The sequence below is a fragment of the Mycobacterium neumannii genome (assembly GCF_002245615.1).
GTDB classification, from domain to species: Bacteria; Actinomycetota; Actinomycetes; order Mycobacteriales; family Mycobacteriaceae; genus Mycobacterium; species Mycobacterium neumannii_A.
In genome coordinates this window covers 13,231-29,523 of sequence record NZ_NKCO01000031.1, presented here as the reverse complement: position 1 = coordinate 29,523, position 16,293 = coordinate 13,231, and the positions used below count along the sequence as shown (strand labels likewise).

The following is a 16,293-nucleotide window of genomic DNA, read 5'->3' as shown; positions in this document are numbered from 1 at the left end:
CACAAATGCGACACCCATGCGTCAGCCGGGTCAGGTAGTTGGTGCTTGCGCACTCCCAGCAGGCTCGTCGATTCACTCGTTGTCGCCGGGGCGGCGGATCCTGGCGCGGATCGGCCGCAGGTCGCCGATCCCGGACCCGCTGTCGTTGACTGCGGGTGCCTCGCGGATCTGTTCTTGGGCGAGCTCGAACAGATCGTTGGGGGTGCACGCCAGGATGTCGCACAGCGCCGCCAGCAGGTCGAGATTGATGCGCTGTGGAGGCTTGGTAGCGATCCGGTGAACCATCTGTCGGGAGATCTCCACGCCACGTTCGTGCAGCGGTGCGACGAGGTCGGTGGTGGCGAACATGCCGTTCTCGGCCATCAGGCGGCGCAGGTTCCACCGGAGGACGGTTCTAGTGCTCATCCTGGCTCCCTTCAGTCGTCGCGGATCCGTAGACGCGGCGCAGCGCCGCCTGCAACGTTTTGGTCTTGAAGTCGTTGGACACCGAGGTGTAAATCGCGGTGGTCGAGGCGTAAGAATGTCCGACCTGCTCGGTAACGAACCGTTCCGGGTAACCGAACTCGATCAGGTGGGTCACATAGGAGTGCCGCAGGCAGTGCAGGGTGAGGTCTTGAGGCAGACCGGCCTGCGCCCGCAAGTAGGCGAATCGCTTGTCCATTTGCTTGGTCGCCACCCGCTGCCGACGCTCAGTCAGCCACAACTCTTGACGGCTGCCGGGACTCAGAAGCGGCCGGGCTTGATCGACCCATTGGCGCAGTCCGTCGATCACCCAGTCGAACTCGGGAACGGCCAGCACCGTGCGACGCCGAGGGGCGCTGCCGCGGCTGGACTTGGCATACCGGACGTGGACGGCGCCGAACGTTCCCCACGCCGGCATCCGCGGGTTGGGACGCAGGTCGGCCACGTCGAGGTAGCACAGCTCTCGACGGCGTAACCCGAAGGCGTAGGCCGTCTTGATCATCTGCGCGTCGCGCAACGCCGCCAACGCGCCTTTGCGACCCGAACGCGCAATGATGTCCACTCGATCGGCAAGGAACGCGAACAACGTTTCCACCTCGTCGTAGGTGAACGGCCGGCGGGCGGGCTTGCCCTCGTATTCGACCAGATGCGCCGCGGTGTTGAAGTCATGGCAGACCTGCGACGGGATCCTTTCGAACCGCTGCTCGCACTGCGAGATCCAGCCATAACGGCCATCGAGTAGGTAGTCACAAAACAACCGCAGCGTCATGTGGTAGCCGCGAATTGTCGAGGGCGCCTTGCGGTTGTTTCCCGACATCAGAGCCGCCGTGAAGTCCTCGACATCGCCGGCCGTCCAATCCCACGGATGCGTCTCGGCGAACGCAGCGAACCGTCGCACGAACGCCAATCGCGATTCGATCGTGGCCTCGGCAAGCAGCCGGGACTTCTGCTGGCGTCGCCACCCCGACAGCATCGCTTCAAAGACCGCGGACGGTTCATCAAGATGGACCACGCCCGCGGCGAGAACGAGGTGCGCCGAACCTGGAACGCTCAACTGAAGGCCTCCAGACGGTCAACTCACAGTTGTCAATGTCAACGGCAAGTTACCACGATCTGGGCCGAAATCGCTCATCAGCACAAACGGGAAATGGTTCAATGGCGGCTTGGCGGCTCTCGCCCCAAGCGCCACCCGCGTGCGTCAACTTTAAGTTGATTGGCGATCTTCTGGACCTGAGTGCAAGAGGTGTGTGGTCTGTGGTGGGGCTACGGAAGGGGGTCATGGGGCTGGGAGCTGAGTGGGCGGTGCGCGGTGGTGAGGGACGCGGGCTGTGGGCGCGGAGGAAGTGAGTGGTGGTGGACGGATGTGGTGAAGGCGAAAAAATTGGTGGGAGGCGAATGTGGCTGCGGTGGTGGCCGGTCGCCGGTGAACCTTCTACTGTCGGCGACCATGACAGCAGCAACGTCCAAGGTGGAAGCCCGGCGCCGGGCACGCGAAGCGACCCGACGCGCCAACGAGGAACGCGCCGCGCGGGATAAGGCGAACATCGATGACGCCGCGGACTTTCTCGTCGCGGTCGGCAAGGTCGCCGAAGTCGAAACGTGGAAGAAGGAGCGCCTGGCCCAGCTGCGCGCGCAGGTCGACGCAGAAGCGGCCAAGCGGGTGGCCGGTCATCGGGCCAAGGCCGGCGCGGCGGTTGCACGTATGCAGGGCCGTGGTGAGACGCTGACGACCATCGCCGCACGGACCGACGTCGGAATCGGGATCGTTCGCACCATGGCACGGCATGCTCCGAAATCCGAGAAGCGGACTGCCGGGAATGGTTCGCATGCACTAGGTCTGGAGGCTGTGTCTGACCCGACCGCCCAGGGGGTTGACCCCTACGCCGGTCAGCCTCCGGTGGACGCAGCATCGGCGTGATGCACTGCGCAACGGTGCGACGAAGGCGGCTGTGCACGCCGGTGTGCGCGGCCAGGCCGCGTGGGTCGGCGGGTGCGTGGGCCGTCATGGAGGTTCGCCGTGACGGCGGTTGGGCCGCTGACGCACACGCCGGTCGCGCCCCTGGTGCTGCGCGCCGGCCTGTGTGTCCGGCTACACCAGGTCTGCCCAGCACGGTGGGGAGCGCTCGACGTGGCGGGGGCTGCGCAGCGGTAACGGGAACACCCGGGCGCAGGGTGACAGCACGAGTGGAGCGGGCCGCGGCGGCTGCGCTGAATGTCAGTGCCGGCGGATAGGTTCAACGGCCATGAGAAGCGCGGGACAGCTGGTGGTTGAGCGGCGTGTGCACGCTGCCGAGATCGCGCGCTTTCACAGCCATGTTGTCTGCGGGCCAACGGCTTCGGATTGCAACATCTGGACCGGCGCGATCGGCGCCGATGGCTACGGCCGGTTCTACTTGACTCGCGAGGGATCAGGGCTGTGCGTTCGCCCGCACCGCTACGCGTTGGCGATCGTGTCCGGTGTGGTGGCCGCTGGCGTGCTTGGGCTCCACGAATGCGACAACCCGGTGTGCGTCAAGATCGCGGCGGCGACAGATCCCCATCAGCACGTCGTGTCCGGCTCCCAAGGAGACAACATGGAGCGCATGGCGCGGATGCGTCGTGGCGGCGGCCGGTATGCGGTGCGACGCTTCGATAGTCGCGGTATTCGACGGGAACGGTCGGTGGCGCTGCGGGAAGCGGTGCGCCACGGTTGGGATGCGGATGCGGTGCAGGCGGCGCTCCTTGGTGATCAGGCGACGCTGTGGTGATGTCTGCCCAAGCCCCCTCGGGCCCGGTGCGCGTGGGGCCGGGTGTGGCGAGCTGGGCGGCCTGGCGCGCGGTGTCGCAGCGCCGAGCTGGAGGGCGCAAAGGGTGTGCGGCGGTGGTGTCGCGCGCGGGCGCTTAGCCGCGCTGCAGCAGTACCGCGTCGCGTGACGGTCGCACCGTGTTGGCGTCGAACCACAGCGGCAGCGCAGAGACGCCGGCTGTGCGGGCCCAGCAGATGCGGTGCTGCCCGATCGTTTCTCGGTGGCCGTGACCGTTGACGTAGATGCGCAGCGAGTCGCTGTAGCTCAGCAGCGCCAATGTCAGACGCCGGTCGGCGGGAACAAGGTTGGCGAAGGCCGCGTGGCTGCGGGCGGCGTGCGCGATGGTGGCGGTGTCGGCGCTGGCGGGGAAGGGCTCGAGGAAGGTGGTGACTGCGGGTAGCACCGTGGTCCAGTCTCCCGAGTGGACATCACAGAGTCGACGGCGCGCGGAGATGGCGTCGCTGGTGAACAGTGCGCGGTAACCGTCTTGCCCGGGGTGCTCGCCGAAGGTGCGGATGACCGACTCCAGTGCGAGGGGGCAGTTGGAGCGCGTGCCGTCGTGGTGGGGCCGCTCTCCCATGGTGTGCGGATAGGGCAGCTCGACGACGGGGGTCAGGTAGTAGGGCACGACTCGGTACCTGGGCTAGGGCGCCAGCAGCGTGGAGCGGCGCGTGAACTGTGCCGGGCCGCCAACTTCGAACGGCAGCACGTCAACGCCGAAGTACTTCCCGACCAACATGGGGTCGTCGTACCCGAGATCACCGTGCACGCTCTGCAGGTACTCCATGGCCTTCTCACAGGCGAGGCGGGCGGCTTGGTCGGCGGTTGCGGCGATGGCGGTCGCCTCGACGGCGGTCCGGACGTTGGCGAGGAAGACGGTTGCCATGGTGGGTCGTCTACGAGGCGAGCGCGTGGATGGGGCGGGCGGCGGCGAAGACGGTCTTGAGGTCGCGGCGGGCATCGAGTTCGGAGTAGGGCTCGATGGTGGCAACGCCGACGATGCGGGGCCGCGCCTCGGCGAGGGACAGCAGTTCGAACGCCGTGTGGGTGGCGCTGAGCTGTGTCGGCCGGTGGTAGTAGTCCGCGAGCACCAGGTACGCGTGTAAGGCGGCCTGGGCGGCTTCTGGGGTGTCGTGCTGGGTGCTTACGTCGCGGCCGTGCTCGTCGATGGTCAGCGTGTACATGGGGGCTCCTGAGCGGGCGAGGATGGCTGGGGGTCGGTGTGGGCTATGCGGCGGCGCGGGCGAGGGCCTTGACCCGATCGGGCCGGAAGCCCGACCAGTGGTCGTCGCCGGCCACGACGACGGGGGCCTGGAGGTAACCCAGGGCCATCACGAAGTCACGGGCTTCGGGGTCGGTGCTGATGTCCACAACGTCGTAGGCGATGCCCTGCTTGTCGAGCGCCTTGTAGGTGGCGCTGCACTGGACGCAGGCGGGCTTGGTGTAGACGGTGACCGTGGCGGTGGTGCTCATTTCGCGCTCCTAATTGGTGGGCAATTTCGGGTTCTTTCTATACCACTCATTCTAATTGCTGCGGGCCTTTTCGGCAACGGAATAAGCAATATTAATGCGGTCAATTATGGCGCCAATCTGGCGTTTCAGTAACCGCGTTGATAATGGCACTAGGGGCGGCGCATTTATTGCACTAGGGGCCATTCCCGCATTTCCCTTTTCTCGGCATTTTGCTTCTGGACAGGAACGCGAATGGCCCCGGGGAGCAGAACTCCTCGGGGCCATTCGTCGGCTGTTAGTCCTCCTTGCACGCCTGTCGGTACACCGCGTCGGCTTTGCGCTTGCCGAGGATCACCTGCTCGATGTCACTGAGGGTGTAGCCGTTGTCCTCCAGGAATCGCAGGTAGGTCTTGGTGATGTCCTGGGGGCCGCGCCAGGCGTCCTTGGCGGTCCGGGCCTCGGTGGTGGCGAGGACCATGCCGAGCAGGATGATCTGTGCGCGGCCGTCGCCGGTGGCGGGGAGTTTGGCGACCGCCATCTTCGGGGTCTCGTTGTCGGCCAGGCCGAGCAGCTCGGGGGCGAGCTTCTGTCCGTGGTAGTCGTTGAACAGATCCGGTCGGGTGACGAGCGCTTCGGCGAGGTAGAGGGCCGCGCCTTTGGGGGCGGTCTTGCGGGACAGGAGCTTGTCGCGCACCCACTCGCGGCGCACGATCGCCGCAGCTTCGCCGAGCTTGTTGAGCGCGATCAATTTGCGTCGCTCGGCGCGCTCCTTTTCGGCCTCCTCCTGGCGGGCTCGCTCCCGCTCGACCGCTCCCTCGGGGTCGCTGGCATCGGCCAGGCGGTCGGCGTCGAAGCCGTACTGGCGTGCCGCCCAGTCGGGCATGGTGACCCCGGCTCCGCGCGGGTTGCAGCAGTAGTACTCGGGGCTCCACGCGGTGGTCTCGGTGACTGTCCGGATGTGCCGGTAGCCCTCGTCCGGCTCCAGGCTGGGATCGTCGGCGGTGGCGAAGTCGATGTCGCGCTCATCGACCGGTTCGCCAGTTTCGACGTCGAGGAAAACCTCCTCGCTGTCGAGCACGACGGCCCAGTGCTGGGGCTCCATCGCCGCGATCGTCTCGCGGGTGAGGTGCTCGCCCTGGGCATCCCGCAGGTAGTTGGTCGGAATGTAGGCCTTATCGCCCCAGCCGGGACGGCGGTCGAGCACGGTGTAGCCCTTCGCGGTGAACAGCGCTGCCGTCTCCTCGTAGCGCCGCCGGTCCTCCCGCTCGGCGCGCAGCTGAGCAACCCTGTGGTCGAACTGATCGGTACCGGCGACCTTGATCAGCTCGGCCTGGGCAGCGTCATCCCCGTCGAACTCCACGAAACTGGTGGCCTCCATCAAGTTGAGCTGCCCGGTGTCCAGGGCGCTCATGGCCGTCTGAGAGTCGATAGCGACCTTGGCAGCGGCCACAGCGTCTTTGGTGGTCGACAGTTCCTTGGCAACCTTGGTGGGGGAGACCCCCTCCAGGAGAAGCTGGTTGATGCCCCGCGCCCGTTCGGCCTCGGTCAGTTTGGCGCGGTGGTCGTTGAGCACGATCTGCTCGATGACGCGGTGGGTGCGCAGTGCGGCCTCGTCGCCTTCGGCGGGGTGGACGTACACGGGGATGGTGGGCACGCCCAGCTGGCGCGCAGCTTGCGTGCGGCGCTGCCCATCTCGCAGGGCCACACTGCCGTCTGCCAGGCGCACCGCCGTCACCGGCGCGAGAACTCCGTGCGCCTCGATGGAGGCCAGGAAATCGCGATCCAGACGGGGATCTAGGCGAACGTTCTCGCCGATTTCGATGGTGGTCGGGTCCAGGTGAAGCAGCTCGGGAGTGGTGGTGGTTGTCATCAGGTGCCCTTTCTCGGTTTTTCGAACCTGTTGCCTATAGGCTACACCATGATGTAGCCTATAGGCAACATATTGGTTCGACGAGGAGCACTGAAATCCGATGGCCCTGAACGACGACCAGCTACCCGGCATCATCGAAACTGACTGCGAGACAACGACTGTGATGAGCTACGGCATGGGCGTCGACTCGACCGTTATGGTGACACTTCACTGCTGTCGCAGAGGTCCCTAGCCAACGCCAGCTTCGCTGTGTTTGGCGTGTTCAGATCCCGGAGGATCTCAACCTTGCTCATGTACAAGACGTCACCGGTGAGAGCGCTCGGCGCACCTGGGCTCGGCGGTGACGAAGCCCAGGTGCTGCGTCGTGCCGGTGTAGGCGACGGGCTGCCGTTCCTACTCGGCCCCGACGGCTCGTACGACCTGGAGTTGAACCGGTTCGTGCGCGAGTTGGACGGGTGGGGTGTGCGCTCGGAACACACGAGAGAGGCGTACGCGCGTGATCTGATGTTGTTCGGCCGCTTCCTCCACGAGCACCGTGGTGGACGGTCCATCTGGGACGCCGGCCAGGACGATCTGCGCGCCTACAAGCGGGCGCGGCGGCGGACCAAGGGCTTCACGGTGTCCGCGTCGACCTGGAACAGGTTCATCGCGGCGCTAGACAAGTGGGTCAAGTGGGCGATACACGAGGAGCTGATCGAGGCCCAGCCGTTCCGCATGGTGGAGAAGACGGTGTTGACGCCCCGCGGGCTGGTACGGGTGCTGTTCAATGCCGAGCGCGAGGTCGAGGACAGCGCCGGGCCGGTGCGGTTCCTGGCCTACGAGGACTACCTGGTGTGGCGGGACGTCGGGTTGCGTGGCCAACTACCCGACGGCTCGCCGGACCCGAGTTGGCGCGGTCGGCACGGCGAGCGCAACGCGGTGTTCGCCGACCTGTTGGTCTGCACCGGGATGCGGCTGAGAGAGGCGTCGAGCCTCCTGGTCACCGAGGTACCGCCGCTGGCGCAGCGGCGGCTGACCGGAGACCTGAACCTGCCCGCGACGATCACCAAGCGCAGCCGGCCGAGGACGGTTTTCGTGTCGCGCCGCGTGCTGCGCGACCTGCACCACTACGTCGACATCGAACGCGACGAACTGGTCGAGCGCCGCCGGGCGGCCGGGGCTTACGGGTGTACGGACGCCTGGATGGGAGTTCGCTCCGCCGGCAAGACTGCGCTGACGCTCGTCGAGGATGGCCGCTCGCGGCCGTACTCGCGGGTGACGATCGAGGAACGGCAGCGACTGTGCCGGGTCGGCGACGACGGTCCGGGTGGTCCGTTGTGGCTGTGGCTCGGTGAGGACGGCTTGCCGCTGTCGCGGTCGACGTGGCAGGCGGTGTTTCGGCGAGCCAACGAACGGTGCGCCCGGTTCGGCCTGGACCTGGTGGTCCATCCGCACGCCCTGCGTCACACATTCGCCGTGCACATGCTCGGGCTGCTGCTGCGCCAGACCGTCCGCGCGTTGCGCATGGAGCCCGGCGAGACCCTGATGAGCCAGCAGGTGAAACGGCTGCTGGTCGGCGACCCGCTGCGCAAGTTGCAGCTACTGCTCGGCCATCGCCAGCGCGAGACGGTCTTCGTCTACCTCGACGTCCTGGACGAGGCGCAGGAGATCGTGCTGTCCGCGCTGCGCGAATGGGATGAACAAGCCGAAGCGCTGAGCAGGGTCCGGCTTGAGGATGGTGCTGCCGCGTGAACCGCACCGAGGGTGCCGGCTCCGGTCGCCGTGGCCGCTGGGCGGCTTTCCCGACCGAGGAGCAGATGCCCGCGCAACCCGCTCCTGTCCCGGACATCGGTCCGCTGGTGCTCCGGCTGCACCTGGATGGCGCCGACCGCACGTTCGACATGTCCGCGTGGCCATGCCCGCGGTTGACCCGCCAGCTTGCCGCGACGCTGCGCACGGTGGCCGCCGACGGACCCGAATCGAGTTACCAGGCGTTCAAGGTGAACCTGTTCTCGGTGCGGAAGTTCGTGCGGTTCATCACTGGAGCCGAACCGCAGAACGCCACCGAGGTCGAGTTCAGTGACCTGGAGGCCGAGCACATCGACGCGTTCGAGCAGGCGCTGATCGCCGAGTACGGACCGGACAGTGACCAGCCGCGCATCAGCATCGGTGTGGTGGTCCGGCTGCTCCGCGTGGCGTTCGACGCCAGCCCCACGACGTTCGATCCCGACCTGGCTATCCGGCTGAGGTTCCTCGGACGGGAAACCCGTGCCCGTCAGACGAGACCCTTGGATGCCTACCCGCAGAACGTGTTCGAGGCGATCAGGAACGCCGCGCTGGCGGATGTCCGCGCGATCGCGCGCCGAATACAGGATGGCGAAGCCCGAGCCGCGACGGGCCAGGACCCGAACGTCGGCGGTTGGGATGTGATCGAGAACGTGCTGTGGCACATCGCCCGTCACGGGCCTGTCACGATGCAGTTCCTGCGGCCCCTGGTCGGCAAGAGGCTGGGCAACGGGCGCCCGCTCAACGCGGCGCTCATCCTCACTCGGGAGGACAACGTCGTGTTCCTGATCCTGCTGATCTGCATGACCGGGCTTGAGCCGGAGTGCGCCAAGCGGTTGCAGGCCGACTGCTTGACCAACCCGGCCCGCGGGTTCGTGAGTGTCAACTATGTCAAGCGGCGCGCGCACGGTCGCCGGATCTCTAAGTCCATGCGGGTCAGCGATGGCGGTGCCCTGCACCATCCCGGCGGTCTGATCCGACTGGCGCTGCGGCTCACCGCGCGAGCCCGCGAGTTTAGTGGCAGCACCGATTTGTGGGTCGACTACGGAGACAAGGGCCTGCGGGACTCCTTCCCGCTCGGCGGGCAGGGTCCTTGGGGTCACGTGGACAACTGGCAGAAACGACACGGCATCGACCAGATGACCGACGCTGACGGAACGCCGGTGCGGCTGGATCTGCGGCGGCTGCGCAAGACCTACAAGTCCCAGCAATACCTCAAAGCCACCGGCGTGCTCGCCGACTTCACCCAGGGCCACACCGCCGACGTCGCCGCAAACCACTACGCAAACATCCCCGCCCACGACGAGCTGCACGACCAAGCCGTGGAGAACGGCCTGCGCGAAGCGCTGGACGTCGCGCTGCCGCCGCCGGTGGTACTCGACGAGGACGGCACCCGCCTCGATGCCGGAGAAGGGGACCTGCCACCCGAGCAGGTGCAGGCGCTGCTGTCGCGCGAGAGCGACGTGTTCCTGGCCTCCTGCCGCGACTTCTACGACTCGCCTTTCGGGGCGAAGGGCAAGCCGTGCCCGGTGTCGTTGTGGGGCTGCCTGGAGTGCCCGAACGCGGTGTTCACCACCCGGCACCTGCCGCAGGTTCTGACCTTCCTGGACTTCATCGAGCGCCAGCGGGAGGAGTACCCCGTCAGCGAGTGGAACGTGCGCTACGGCCTGGCGTGGGACCGGATCGTGCGCGGCATCCGGGCCAAGTTCCGAGACGAGCAGATCACCACCGCCCAGACGATCGCCGAAAGCGGTGGGGCACGGTTGCTGCTGCCGCCCGAGTTCTGGGAGGCCGTCGCGTGACCCGCGCCCCCGCACCGCGCCCGTCCGCCGCGCCGGAGCCATCGGCCGATCCCTGGGTGCTGCCCGAGTCCTTGACCACCGAGACAACTGGCCGCGGCCCCCGGTTCAGCGACGACATCTGGGATTTCCGACCGTTCGCGCCCCGCAGCAACGGCTACCTCCGGCTGGACTTCACCGAGCTGCCCGACGAGATCGCGATGCTCACGGCCAAGGAGTTCATCTACTCCCGCATCCACCGCGTGGTCCCGCTGTCCTACGGATCGCGGACCGCCCGACCGATGAAAATCACCAACACCTACAAGGACTTCATTATCGTGCGTCAACTGTTTACCGAGCTCGGCAAGCAGGGCGTGACGCGCTTGGCGCAGGCCCGCCAATCCCACCTGGACGCGACCGCACGCGTCTGGCGTGAGACCTGTGTGCCAAACACGCTGGCTGTCCGGATCGGCGTCATCCAGCACCTGGAGGCGCACAGCCCGTACCTGACCGCGGACCGCCTCACCGTCGTGCCCTGGAAGGGCCGCCCGGCCACCCAGGTCGCCGGGCGGCGACCGGACGAGGAGAACAGCACCCCGCGCATCCCCGAGCCGATCATGGCTCCACTGCTGCGCGCCGCCCTGTTCTACGTCCAGACCGCCAGCCGGGACCTCCTGGCCGCCCAGCGGGAAATCGCCGACCTGGAGCAGGCCCGAGCAGGCGGCCGGTGCCGGCATGGCGAGGCTGTCACCAAGATCGAGGCGTTCCTGGACCGCCGCCGTCAGGAGGGGCGAGGTGTTCCCGCACTGCCGCTGTACTGCCTGGCCCAGCGCCCGACCGCGCCGGTTGTCGACGGCGTCGTGCAAGCCCCGAACGCCGCTCTCGTCGCCCTGATGAGCGGAACCAACAGCTTCCAGGGGCATCCGACACGGCTGATGGAGCAGATCGGCGCCGAGATCGGCTACGAAGAGGGTGGTCTGGACACGCCGATCTCGACGTGGCCGGACACCGGGCGACCCTGGCGAGGGCGGCTGAATCACCGCAGCCTGCATGACGAACTGCACCACCTGCGCACCGCCTGCTGGGTGCTGGTGGCTTACTTGTCAGGACTTCGGGACATGGAAGTCCTGGAGCTGGCGCGGGACTGCGCTGTCACCACCACCACCGCCGTTGACGGCCGGACCCGCTACAAGCTGCGCGGCCGGGTCTTCAAGGGCCGCAAGCTCACCGGTGACGAGGCCGAGTGGGTCGTGCTCGACGCCGTTCACGAGGCGATCGACGTCCTGCTGCAGATCAACGACGACCCCACGCATCTGTTCGGTTACCGGCTCTGGCCCGCCAGCAAGCCACGGCTGGCGAACAAGCTCACCGAGCGCCTCGGTGGTTTCCGGGACCACGTCAACGAGCTGTTCGGTACCCAATCGTCCGACGGGGTGGCCGAACCGTTCGTCCCCGCCGACGGGGAACAGCAGTGGGTGTTCACCACCCGGCAGTTCCGGCGGAGTCTGGCCTGGCATATCGCACACCAGCCCTTCGGTGTGGTCGCCGGTGCCCGGCAGTACCACCACGCCAAGGTGACCATGTTCGAGGGCTATGCCGGGACCTCAGCCTCTGGGTTCGCCGCCGAGGTCGCCGCCGAGGAGGCGGTCGCCATGCTCGACTACGTGGAGGATCTTTACCGGGATTGGAACACCGGCGCCCAGTCCGGCGGTGGGGCGGCCGAGCGGATCAACGCCGAGTTCCAGCGCATTCGGCGCGAGCTGGGTGATCTCCCCGGCGTCGTGTCCGACGAGCTGCGGCTGCGGACGATGCTTCGGCATCTCACCAAGACGCTGCATCCCGGCGTGCTCAACGACTGCTTCTTCAACGCGGCGACCGCGGTCTGTGTCAAGCGAGCCAAGGTCGTCGGGCAGCCCGTTCCGCAGCACAACATGTGCCTGCGCTGTCCGAACGCCCGACGGTCCACAGTGCACCGGCCCCGGCTGGCCGCCGCCCGCAATCAGGCCCTGGATCTCCAGGCGTCCTGCGAGAAAGCCGGTCCGGTCCCGAAACTCCAGCAGGTCGCGCTCACCGGCTACATCACCGAGCTCGACCAGCTCATCGGTGATCTCGACAGCGAGGAGGCGCAGGCGTGACCCGCGTCGCTACCCAAGTCCGCCTGGAGCAGGCGCTGACCCGGCTGCTCGCCGGTCAGCCGACTGTGACCGACGGCGAGCTGACGGTCTCCAACCTGTGCCGGGAAGCCGGTGTGGGCCGCGACTCGTTCTACCGCTCGCCTCCGGAGTTCAAGGACGCCGTTGTTGCGGCACAAGCGAATCGAGAAGCCCAGCAACCTGAACTCGTCGCGCTGCGCGAGGAGATCACCGCCCTCAAGCGGGAACGCAAACAGACCGCCAGCGACCACGCCGCCACCGTGCGGGAACTGGAGGAGACGATCAGGGTCTACGCCAACCAGATCCAGGTCCTCGCCCTGCGCAACTCGGAGTTGGAGGACCAGATCCGACATCTGGCGCACCACGATCCCGACGTGATCTCGCTTCACACCCGGAGGTGACCCCCGTCCACCGACGCTGTGACACCGAGAGCGGCCGGGCGGTTTCTAGATGGCGAGCTGTTCGAGGGCGGCGAGGTACGCCTCGGTGTAGGTCGGGAATTGGGCGACGCCGTCGAGCAGGGTGTCGATGGAGATCTGGGCGCGGATGGCGAGGGCGGCGGTGTGGATCCATTCCCCGGCTTGGGGTGCGATGGCCCAGGCCCCGATGAGCGTCCGCTGGGTGCGGTCGGCGATGAGACCGAGGGTGCCGTCGGGGTCGGTTTCGTAAGTCCAGGGTCGCGCGATCGAGTCGGCGAGGTCGAGTTCGGTGGTGGCGATGTCGAGGCCACGCTGGCGGGCTTGGTCGGTGGTCAGGCCGACAGCGGCGATCTCGGGTTGGGCGAACACGACGCGGGGGATGCCGCTGTAGGTGGTTTGGCGGGGTGTGCCGAGGATGTTGTCGGCCACGACCCGTCCTTGGTACATGGCGACGTGGGTGAACAGCGCGACCCCGGTGACGTCGCCGAGCGCCCAGAGGCCGGCGGTGACGCGGCAGTGCTCGTCGACCTCCAGCGCGCCGCGCGGGTCCGGTGTGACCCCGACAGTCTCCAGGCCGAGCCCGTGGGTGCGGGGGCGGCGTCCGGTGCCGAGCACGACGACGTCGGTGCGCACGGTGGTGCCGTCGTCGAGGTCGATCACCGTATCGGCGCCGTCGCGGCGCGCGGCGGTGGCCTGCCGGCCGAGACGGACGTCGATGCCGTCGGCGCGCAGGTGGGTGGCGACGATGTCCCCGACACGGGGGTCTTCCCGGTCCAGCAGCCGGTCGCCGCGCTGGATCAGGGTGACCCGAGCGCCCATGCGAGCGAGGAATTGGCCGAGTTCGATCCCGACGGCGCTGCCGCCGATCATCACGATCCGCTCGGGGATCTCGCGCAGGGTGGTAGCTTCCCGGTTGGTCCATACGCTGACCTCGTCCAGGCCCTCGATGGGTGGGTGGATCGCGTCGGAGCCGGTGGCGATCACCACGTGCTCGGCGGTGAGTTCCCGGCCACCGGCCCGTACCCGCCACGGGTCCCGGCCCACCAGGGCTGCGGTGGCCTTGATAACCGTGACGCCCTGCTTCTCGTATCCGGTGACCTGCTCTGTGTCGTCGAGGTGGCGGATCATGTAGTCGCGGTAGTCTCGCAGTGCCGCCCAGTTCTGCGCCGGAGTGGACAGGCCGGCCGCGTGGGCGGCTTCGGCGCGGGCCTCGGGTGGGCGCAGCAAGGTTTTGGACGGGATACACGCCCAGTAGGCGCACTCCCCGCCGATCAGTTCCTGCTCGATCAACGCGACCCGCCGTCCGCCCGCGTGCAGGCGCGAGGCGGCGGTCTCGCCGCCCGGTCCGGCGCCGATCACGATTACATCGAAGTCCGTACTCACAGTGGCTGTCCCTTCTCGGTGATGGCGGTTCGGGCGGCGCAGGTGGGCGTCAGCAGCACCCGCCGGGCTCGGGCTCCTCGGATTGAGCGGCGTCCAGCTGCCGGCCGAGTTGATAAGCGTCGGCGACTGGGAGGACCGATCCGCCGGGGTGCTCAGCGAGCCAGGGCGCCGCGGCGTCGGCGTCGGCGAAGAAGTGCACGTGGTTGCAGAAGGAAGCCCGTACGGAGACCAAGTCGTCAGGCGTGACGATGGAGACCATCGCGGTCTGGGGCTCGACATCCCTGACTCGGTCGGGCTCGACGGTGAGCCGTATCGGGGCACCGGTGCTGTGGCAGGGGGATTCAACCTGGGCGGATTGGCCGAGGGTGGCGGGGAAGATGAGGGTGTCCAGGGCACACCAGGTGTAGAGCTGGTGGCCGTCGACGGTGAAACGGTGCGGGGTCGGGCGCAGCGTGATGCCGTAGCCGACGATCCGTCCGGCGTCGTCGTATTCGGTGTCGCGCAGTCGGCCCACCGCCTGCGCAACCTCGTCACCGGCGCGGCCGGTGGCGGCCGCGAGGTCGGCAATCGTGAGGGGTTCGCCGCGGGCCAGTTGCCGCAACAGCGGCTGCCATAGCCATCCGGCCGGGCTGTCCTGGCGGGAGAAGACACTATCCATAGTGGACACCACGGTGTCCAGGTCATTCGTCATCGGGATTGTCCTTCCGAGAGCAGGGTTTCAGGAGGCGCAGCAGGAGAGTTTGGACACGTCGCGGGTGAAGGTTTGGGCGGCGAGTTTGATGCCCTCCGCCATCGTCAGATAGGGGCACCACAGGTCGGCCATCTCGTGCACCGTCATCTGGTTTGCCAGCGCATAGACAGCGGTGGCGATGACGTCCCCGGCGCCCGCGGCGAGCACGTGCGCGCCGAGCAGCCGCCCGGAGCCTTGTTCGGCGACGAGCTTGATCGCGCCGCGGGTGTCGCGGTTGACCAGCGCCCGCGGCACGTACTCCAGCGGCAGCACCCGGCACTTACAGGCGTAGCCCTGCTCCACCGCTTGGACGTCGGTCAGCCCGGCGGAGGCGAGACTGGGCGTGGTGAAGGTGACCGCGGGCAGGTGATGGTAGTCCAGGGTGCGCCCGGCGTCGCCGAAGGCGTTGTCGACCACGACGCTGCCATGGGCCCCGGCGACGTAGACGTACTGCGGGTGCCCGGTGACGTCCCCGGCCGCCCAGACGCGCGGGTTGTCGGTGCGCAGATACTCGTCGACGACCACCTCCCCGCGATGCCCGGTCTTCACGCCCACCGCGTCGAGATTGAGCCCGGCGGTGACCGGGTTCCGCCCAGTCGCGAGCAGCAGCCGCTGCCCAGTCACCCGCTGCCCACCGGCGGTGACGACGACGCCCGAACCATCGGCCTCAACCTCAGTGGCGCGCTCGGCGATCACGGCGATGCCGTCGTCAGCGAACACCCCGGCCAGCAGGCCGGCGAGTTCCGGTTCGGTGTGCGGGGCGAATCGGCCCACGATGCTCACTCGGACGCCGAGGTGGGCGAACAGTTGCGCCTGCTCCAGCCCGACGTAGCCGCCGCCGACGACGACCAACGACTCGGGCAGTTCGGTCTGCTCCATCGCGGTGGTCGAGGTCAGGTAGTCCACCCGGTCGGCTCCGTCGAGGCCGTCGGTACGCGGGGTGGAGCCGGTGGCGATCAGGTAGTGCTCGGCCTCGACCCGGACGTGGCCGCCGTCATGCAGGTTCACCTCCAGCGCCGGTCCCTCGATGAACCGGGCCTCGCCGGGCAGGATCTCCCACCCGTACTCGGCGGCCAGGTCGACGTACTTCTCCGCCCGCAACCCTGCCACCAGCGTGTCCTTGCCACCGATCAGCGCGGCGGCGTCCACCGGGCCCGCGCTGGTGGAAATCCCCGGAAAGTGCTGGTCCAGCGCCACATGGCGGGCCTCGGCCGCGGCCAGCAGTGCCTTCGACGGCACACAGCCGACGTTGACGCACGTCCCGCCAACGGTGCCGCGCTCGATCATCACCACGCTCTTGCCCTTGCCGCGGGCCGCGATCGCCGCCGCGAACGCACCCCCACCCGAACCGATCACCGCCAAGTCGTACCGCACCAGCGATCTCCTCCCACTGACATATTCGTCTTCCCGGATGCATAGATGCTAACCTAAGATTCGTACATCCGGATACGACAGACACTCGATGTGAGGACGGCGACCGTGGCCGACGCTTCCGA

Annotated in this window: 16 protein-coding genes; 6 read left to right on the top strand and 10 right to left on the bottom strand. The window is 67.7% G+C overall.

The window, feature by feature from the left end; genetic code table 11:
* Nucleotides 1-72: 72 nt before the first annotated feature.
* Together CEX88_RS23955 and CEX88_RS23950 are read right to left on the bottom strand one after the other, a co-directional pair.
* On the bottom strand, nt 73-405 hold the full coding sequence (locus CEX88_RS23955) for a helix-turn-helix domain-containing protein (protein WP_030133893.1): 333 nt from the start codon (nt 403-405) through the stop codon (nt 73-75).
* Nucleotides 395-1,516 (bottom strand): tyrosine-type recombinase/integrase, encoded by a 1,122-nt coding sequence (locus CEX88_RS23950; RefSeq protein WP_030133894.1) that lies wholly within the window; start codon nt 1,514-1,516, stop codon nt 395-397. Before CEX88_RS23950 ends, CEX88_RS23955 begins: the two co-directional genes overlap by 11 nt.
* Before the next feature lie 393 nt (nt 1,517-1,909).
* Here CEX88_RS23950 and CEX88_RS23945 point away from each other — a divergent pair, with 393 nt between their 5' ends.
* On the top strand, nt 1,910-2,380 hold the full coding sequence (locus CEX88_RS23945) for a hypothetical protein (RefSeq protein ID WP_202931626.1): 471 nt from the start codon (nt 1,910-1,912) through the stop codon (nt 2,378-2,380).
* Nucleotides 2,381-2,705: 325 nt separating this feature from the next.
* Nucleotides 2,706-3,209, top strand: coding sequence for a hypothetical protein (locus tag CEX88_RS23940; protein WP_094295404.1), 504 nt, complete (start codon nt 2,706-2,708; stop codon nt 3,207-3,209).
* Nucleotides 3,210-3,342: 133 nt separating this feature from the next.
* On the opposite strand, the gene CEX88_RS23935 is transcribed toward CEX88_RS23940, so the two are convergent.
* From CEX88_RS23935 to CEX88_RS23915, 5 genes are all read right to left on the bottom strand, one after another.
* Nucleotides 3,343-3,876, bottom strand: a complete 534-nt coding sequence (locus CEX88_RS23935; RefSeq protein WP_094295403.1) for a hypothetical protein — start codon at nt 3,874-3,876, stop codon at nt 3,343-3,345.
* A gap of 15 nt (nt 3,877-3,891) precedes the next feature.
* Nucleotides 3,892-4,134, bottom strand: a complete 243-nt coding sequence (locus CEX88_RS23930; RefSeq protein WP_094295402.1) for a hypothetical protein — start codon at nt 4,132-4,134, stop codon at nt 3,892-3,894.
* Between the two features lie 10 nt (nt 4,135-4,144).
* Nucleotides 4,145-4,432, bottom strand: coding sequence for a hypothetical protein (locus CEX88_RS23925; protein ID WP_094295401.1), 288 nt, complete (start codon nt 4,430-4,432; stop codon nt 4,145-4,147).
* 43 nt (nt 4,433-4,475) lie between these two features.
* Nucleotides 4,476-4,721 (bottom strand): redoxin NrdH, encoded by a 246-nt coding sequence (locus tag CEX88_RS23920; RefSeq protein WP_094295400.1) that lies wholly within the window; start codon nt 4,719-4,721, stop codon nt 4,476-4,478.
* 274 nt (nt 4,722-4,995) lie between these two features.
* Nucleotides 4,996-6,570: a ParB/RepB/Spo0J family partition protein gene (locus CEX88_RS23915; protein WP_094295399.1), complete on the bottom strand. Its 1,575-nt coding sequence runs from the start codon at nt 6,568-6,570 to the stop codon at nt 4,996-4,998.
* A gap of 291 nt (nt 6,571-6,861) precedes the next feature.
* On the opposite strand from CEX88_RS23915, the gene CEX88_RS23910 reads away from it, so the two are divergent.
* The 4 genes from CEX88_RS23910 to CEX88_RS23895 are packed head-to-tail and all read left to right on the top strand — an operon-like array spanning nt 6,862 to nt 12,666.
* The gene (locus CEX88_RS23910) at nt 6,862-8,301 is read left to right on the top strand and encodes a tyrosine-type recombinase/integrase (protein WP_014805453.1); all 1,440 of its coding nucleotides are present in this window, start codon (nt 6,862-6,864) and stop codon (nt 8,299-8,301) included.
* Entirely contained in the window at nt 8,298-10,136 is a 1,839-nt protein-coding gene (locus tag CEX88_RS23905; protein WP_041783812.1) for a hypothetical protein, read from the top strand. Before CEX88_RS23910 ends, CEX88_RS23905 begins: the two co-directional genes overlap by 4 nt.
* A complete protein-coding gene (locus tag CEX88_RS26550; protein ID WP_014805451.1) occupies nt 10,133-12,247 on the top strand; it encodes a hypothetical protein in 2,115 nt (704 codons plus the stop codon). Before CEX88_RS23905 ends, CEX88_RS26550 begins: the two co-directional genes overlap by 4 nt.
* Nucleotides 12,244-12,666, top strand: a complete 423-nt coding sequence (locus tag CEX88_RS23895; RefSeq protein WP_014805450.1) for a hypothetical protein — start codon at nt 12,244-12,246, stop codon at nt 12,664-12,666. Before CEX88_RS26550 ends, CEX88_RS23895 begins: the two co-directional genes overlap by 4 nt.
* 45 nt (nt 12,667-12,711) lie before the next feature.
* Here CEX88_RS23895 and CEX88_RS23890 read toward each other — a convergent pair whose 3' ends face one another.
* The 3 genes from CEX88_RS23890 to merA are packed head-to-tail and all read right to left on the bottom strand — an operon-like array spanning nt 12,712 to nt 16,171.
* Nucleotides 12,712-14,067 carry a dihydrolipoyl dehydrogenase family protein gene (locus CEX88_RS23890; RefSeq protein WP_014805449.1) on the bottom strand — a complete coding sequence of 452 codons (1,356 nt, stop codon included), beginning with the start codon at nt 14,065-14,067 and terminating at the stop codon, nt 12,712-12,714.
* Between the two features lie 49 nt (nt 14,068-14,116).
* A complete protein-coding gene (merB, locus tag CEX88_RS23885; protein ID WP_014805448.1) occupies nt 14,117-14,758 on the bottom strand; it encodes an organomercurial lyase MerB in 642 nt (213 codons plus the stop codon).
* 27 nt (nt 14,759-14,785) lie between these two features.
* The gene (merA, locus tag CEX88_RS23880; protein WP_014805447.1) at nt 14,786-16,171 is read right to left on the bottom strand and encodes a mercury(II) reductase; all 1,386 of its coding nucleotides are present in this window, start codon (nt 16,169-16,171) and stop codon (nt 14,786-14,788) included.
* Nucleotides 16,172-16,293 lie beyond the last annotated feature (122 nt).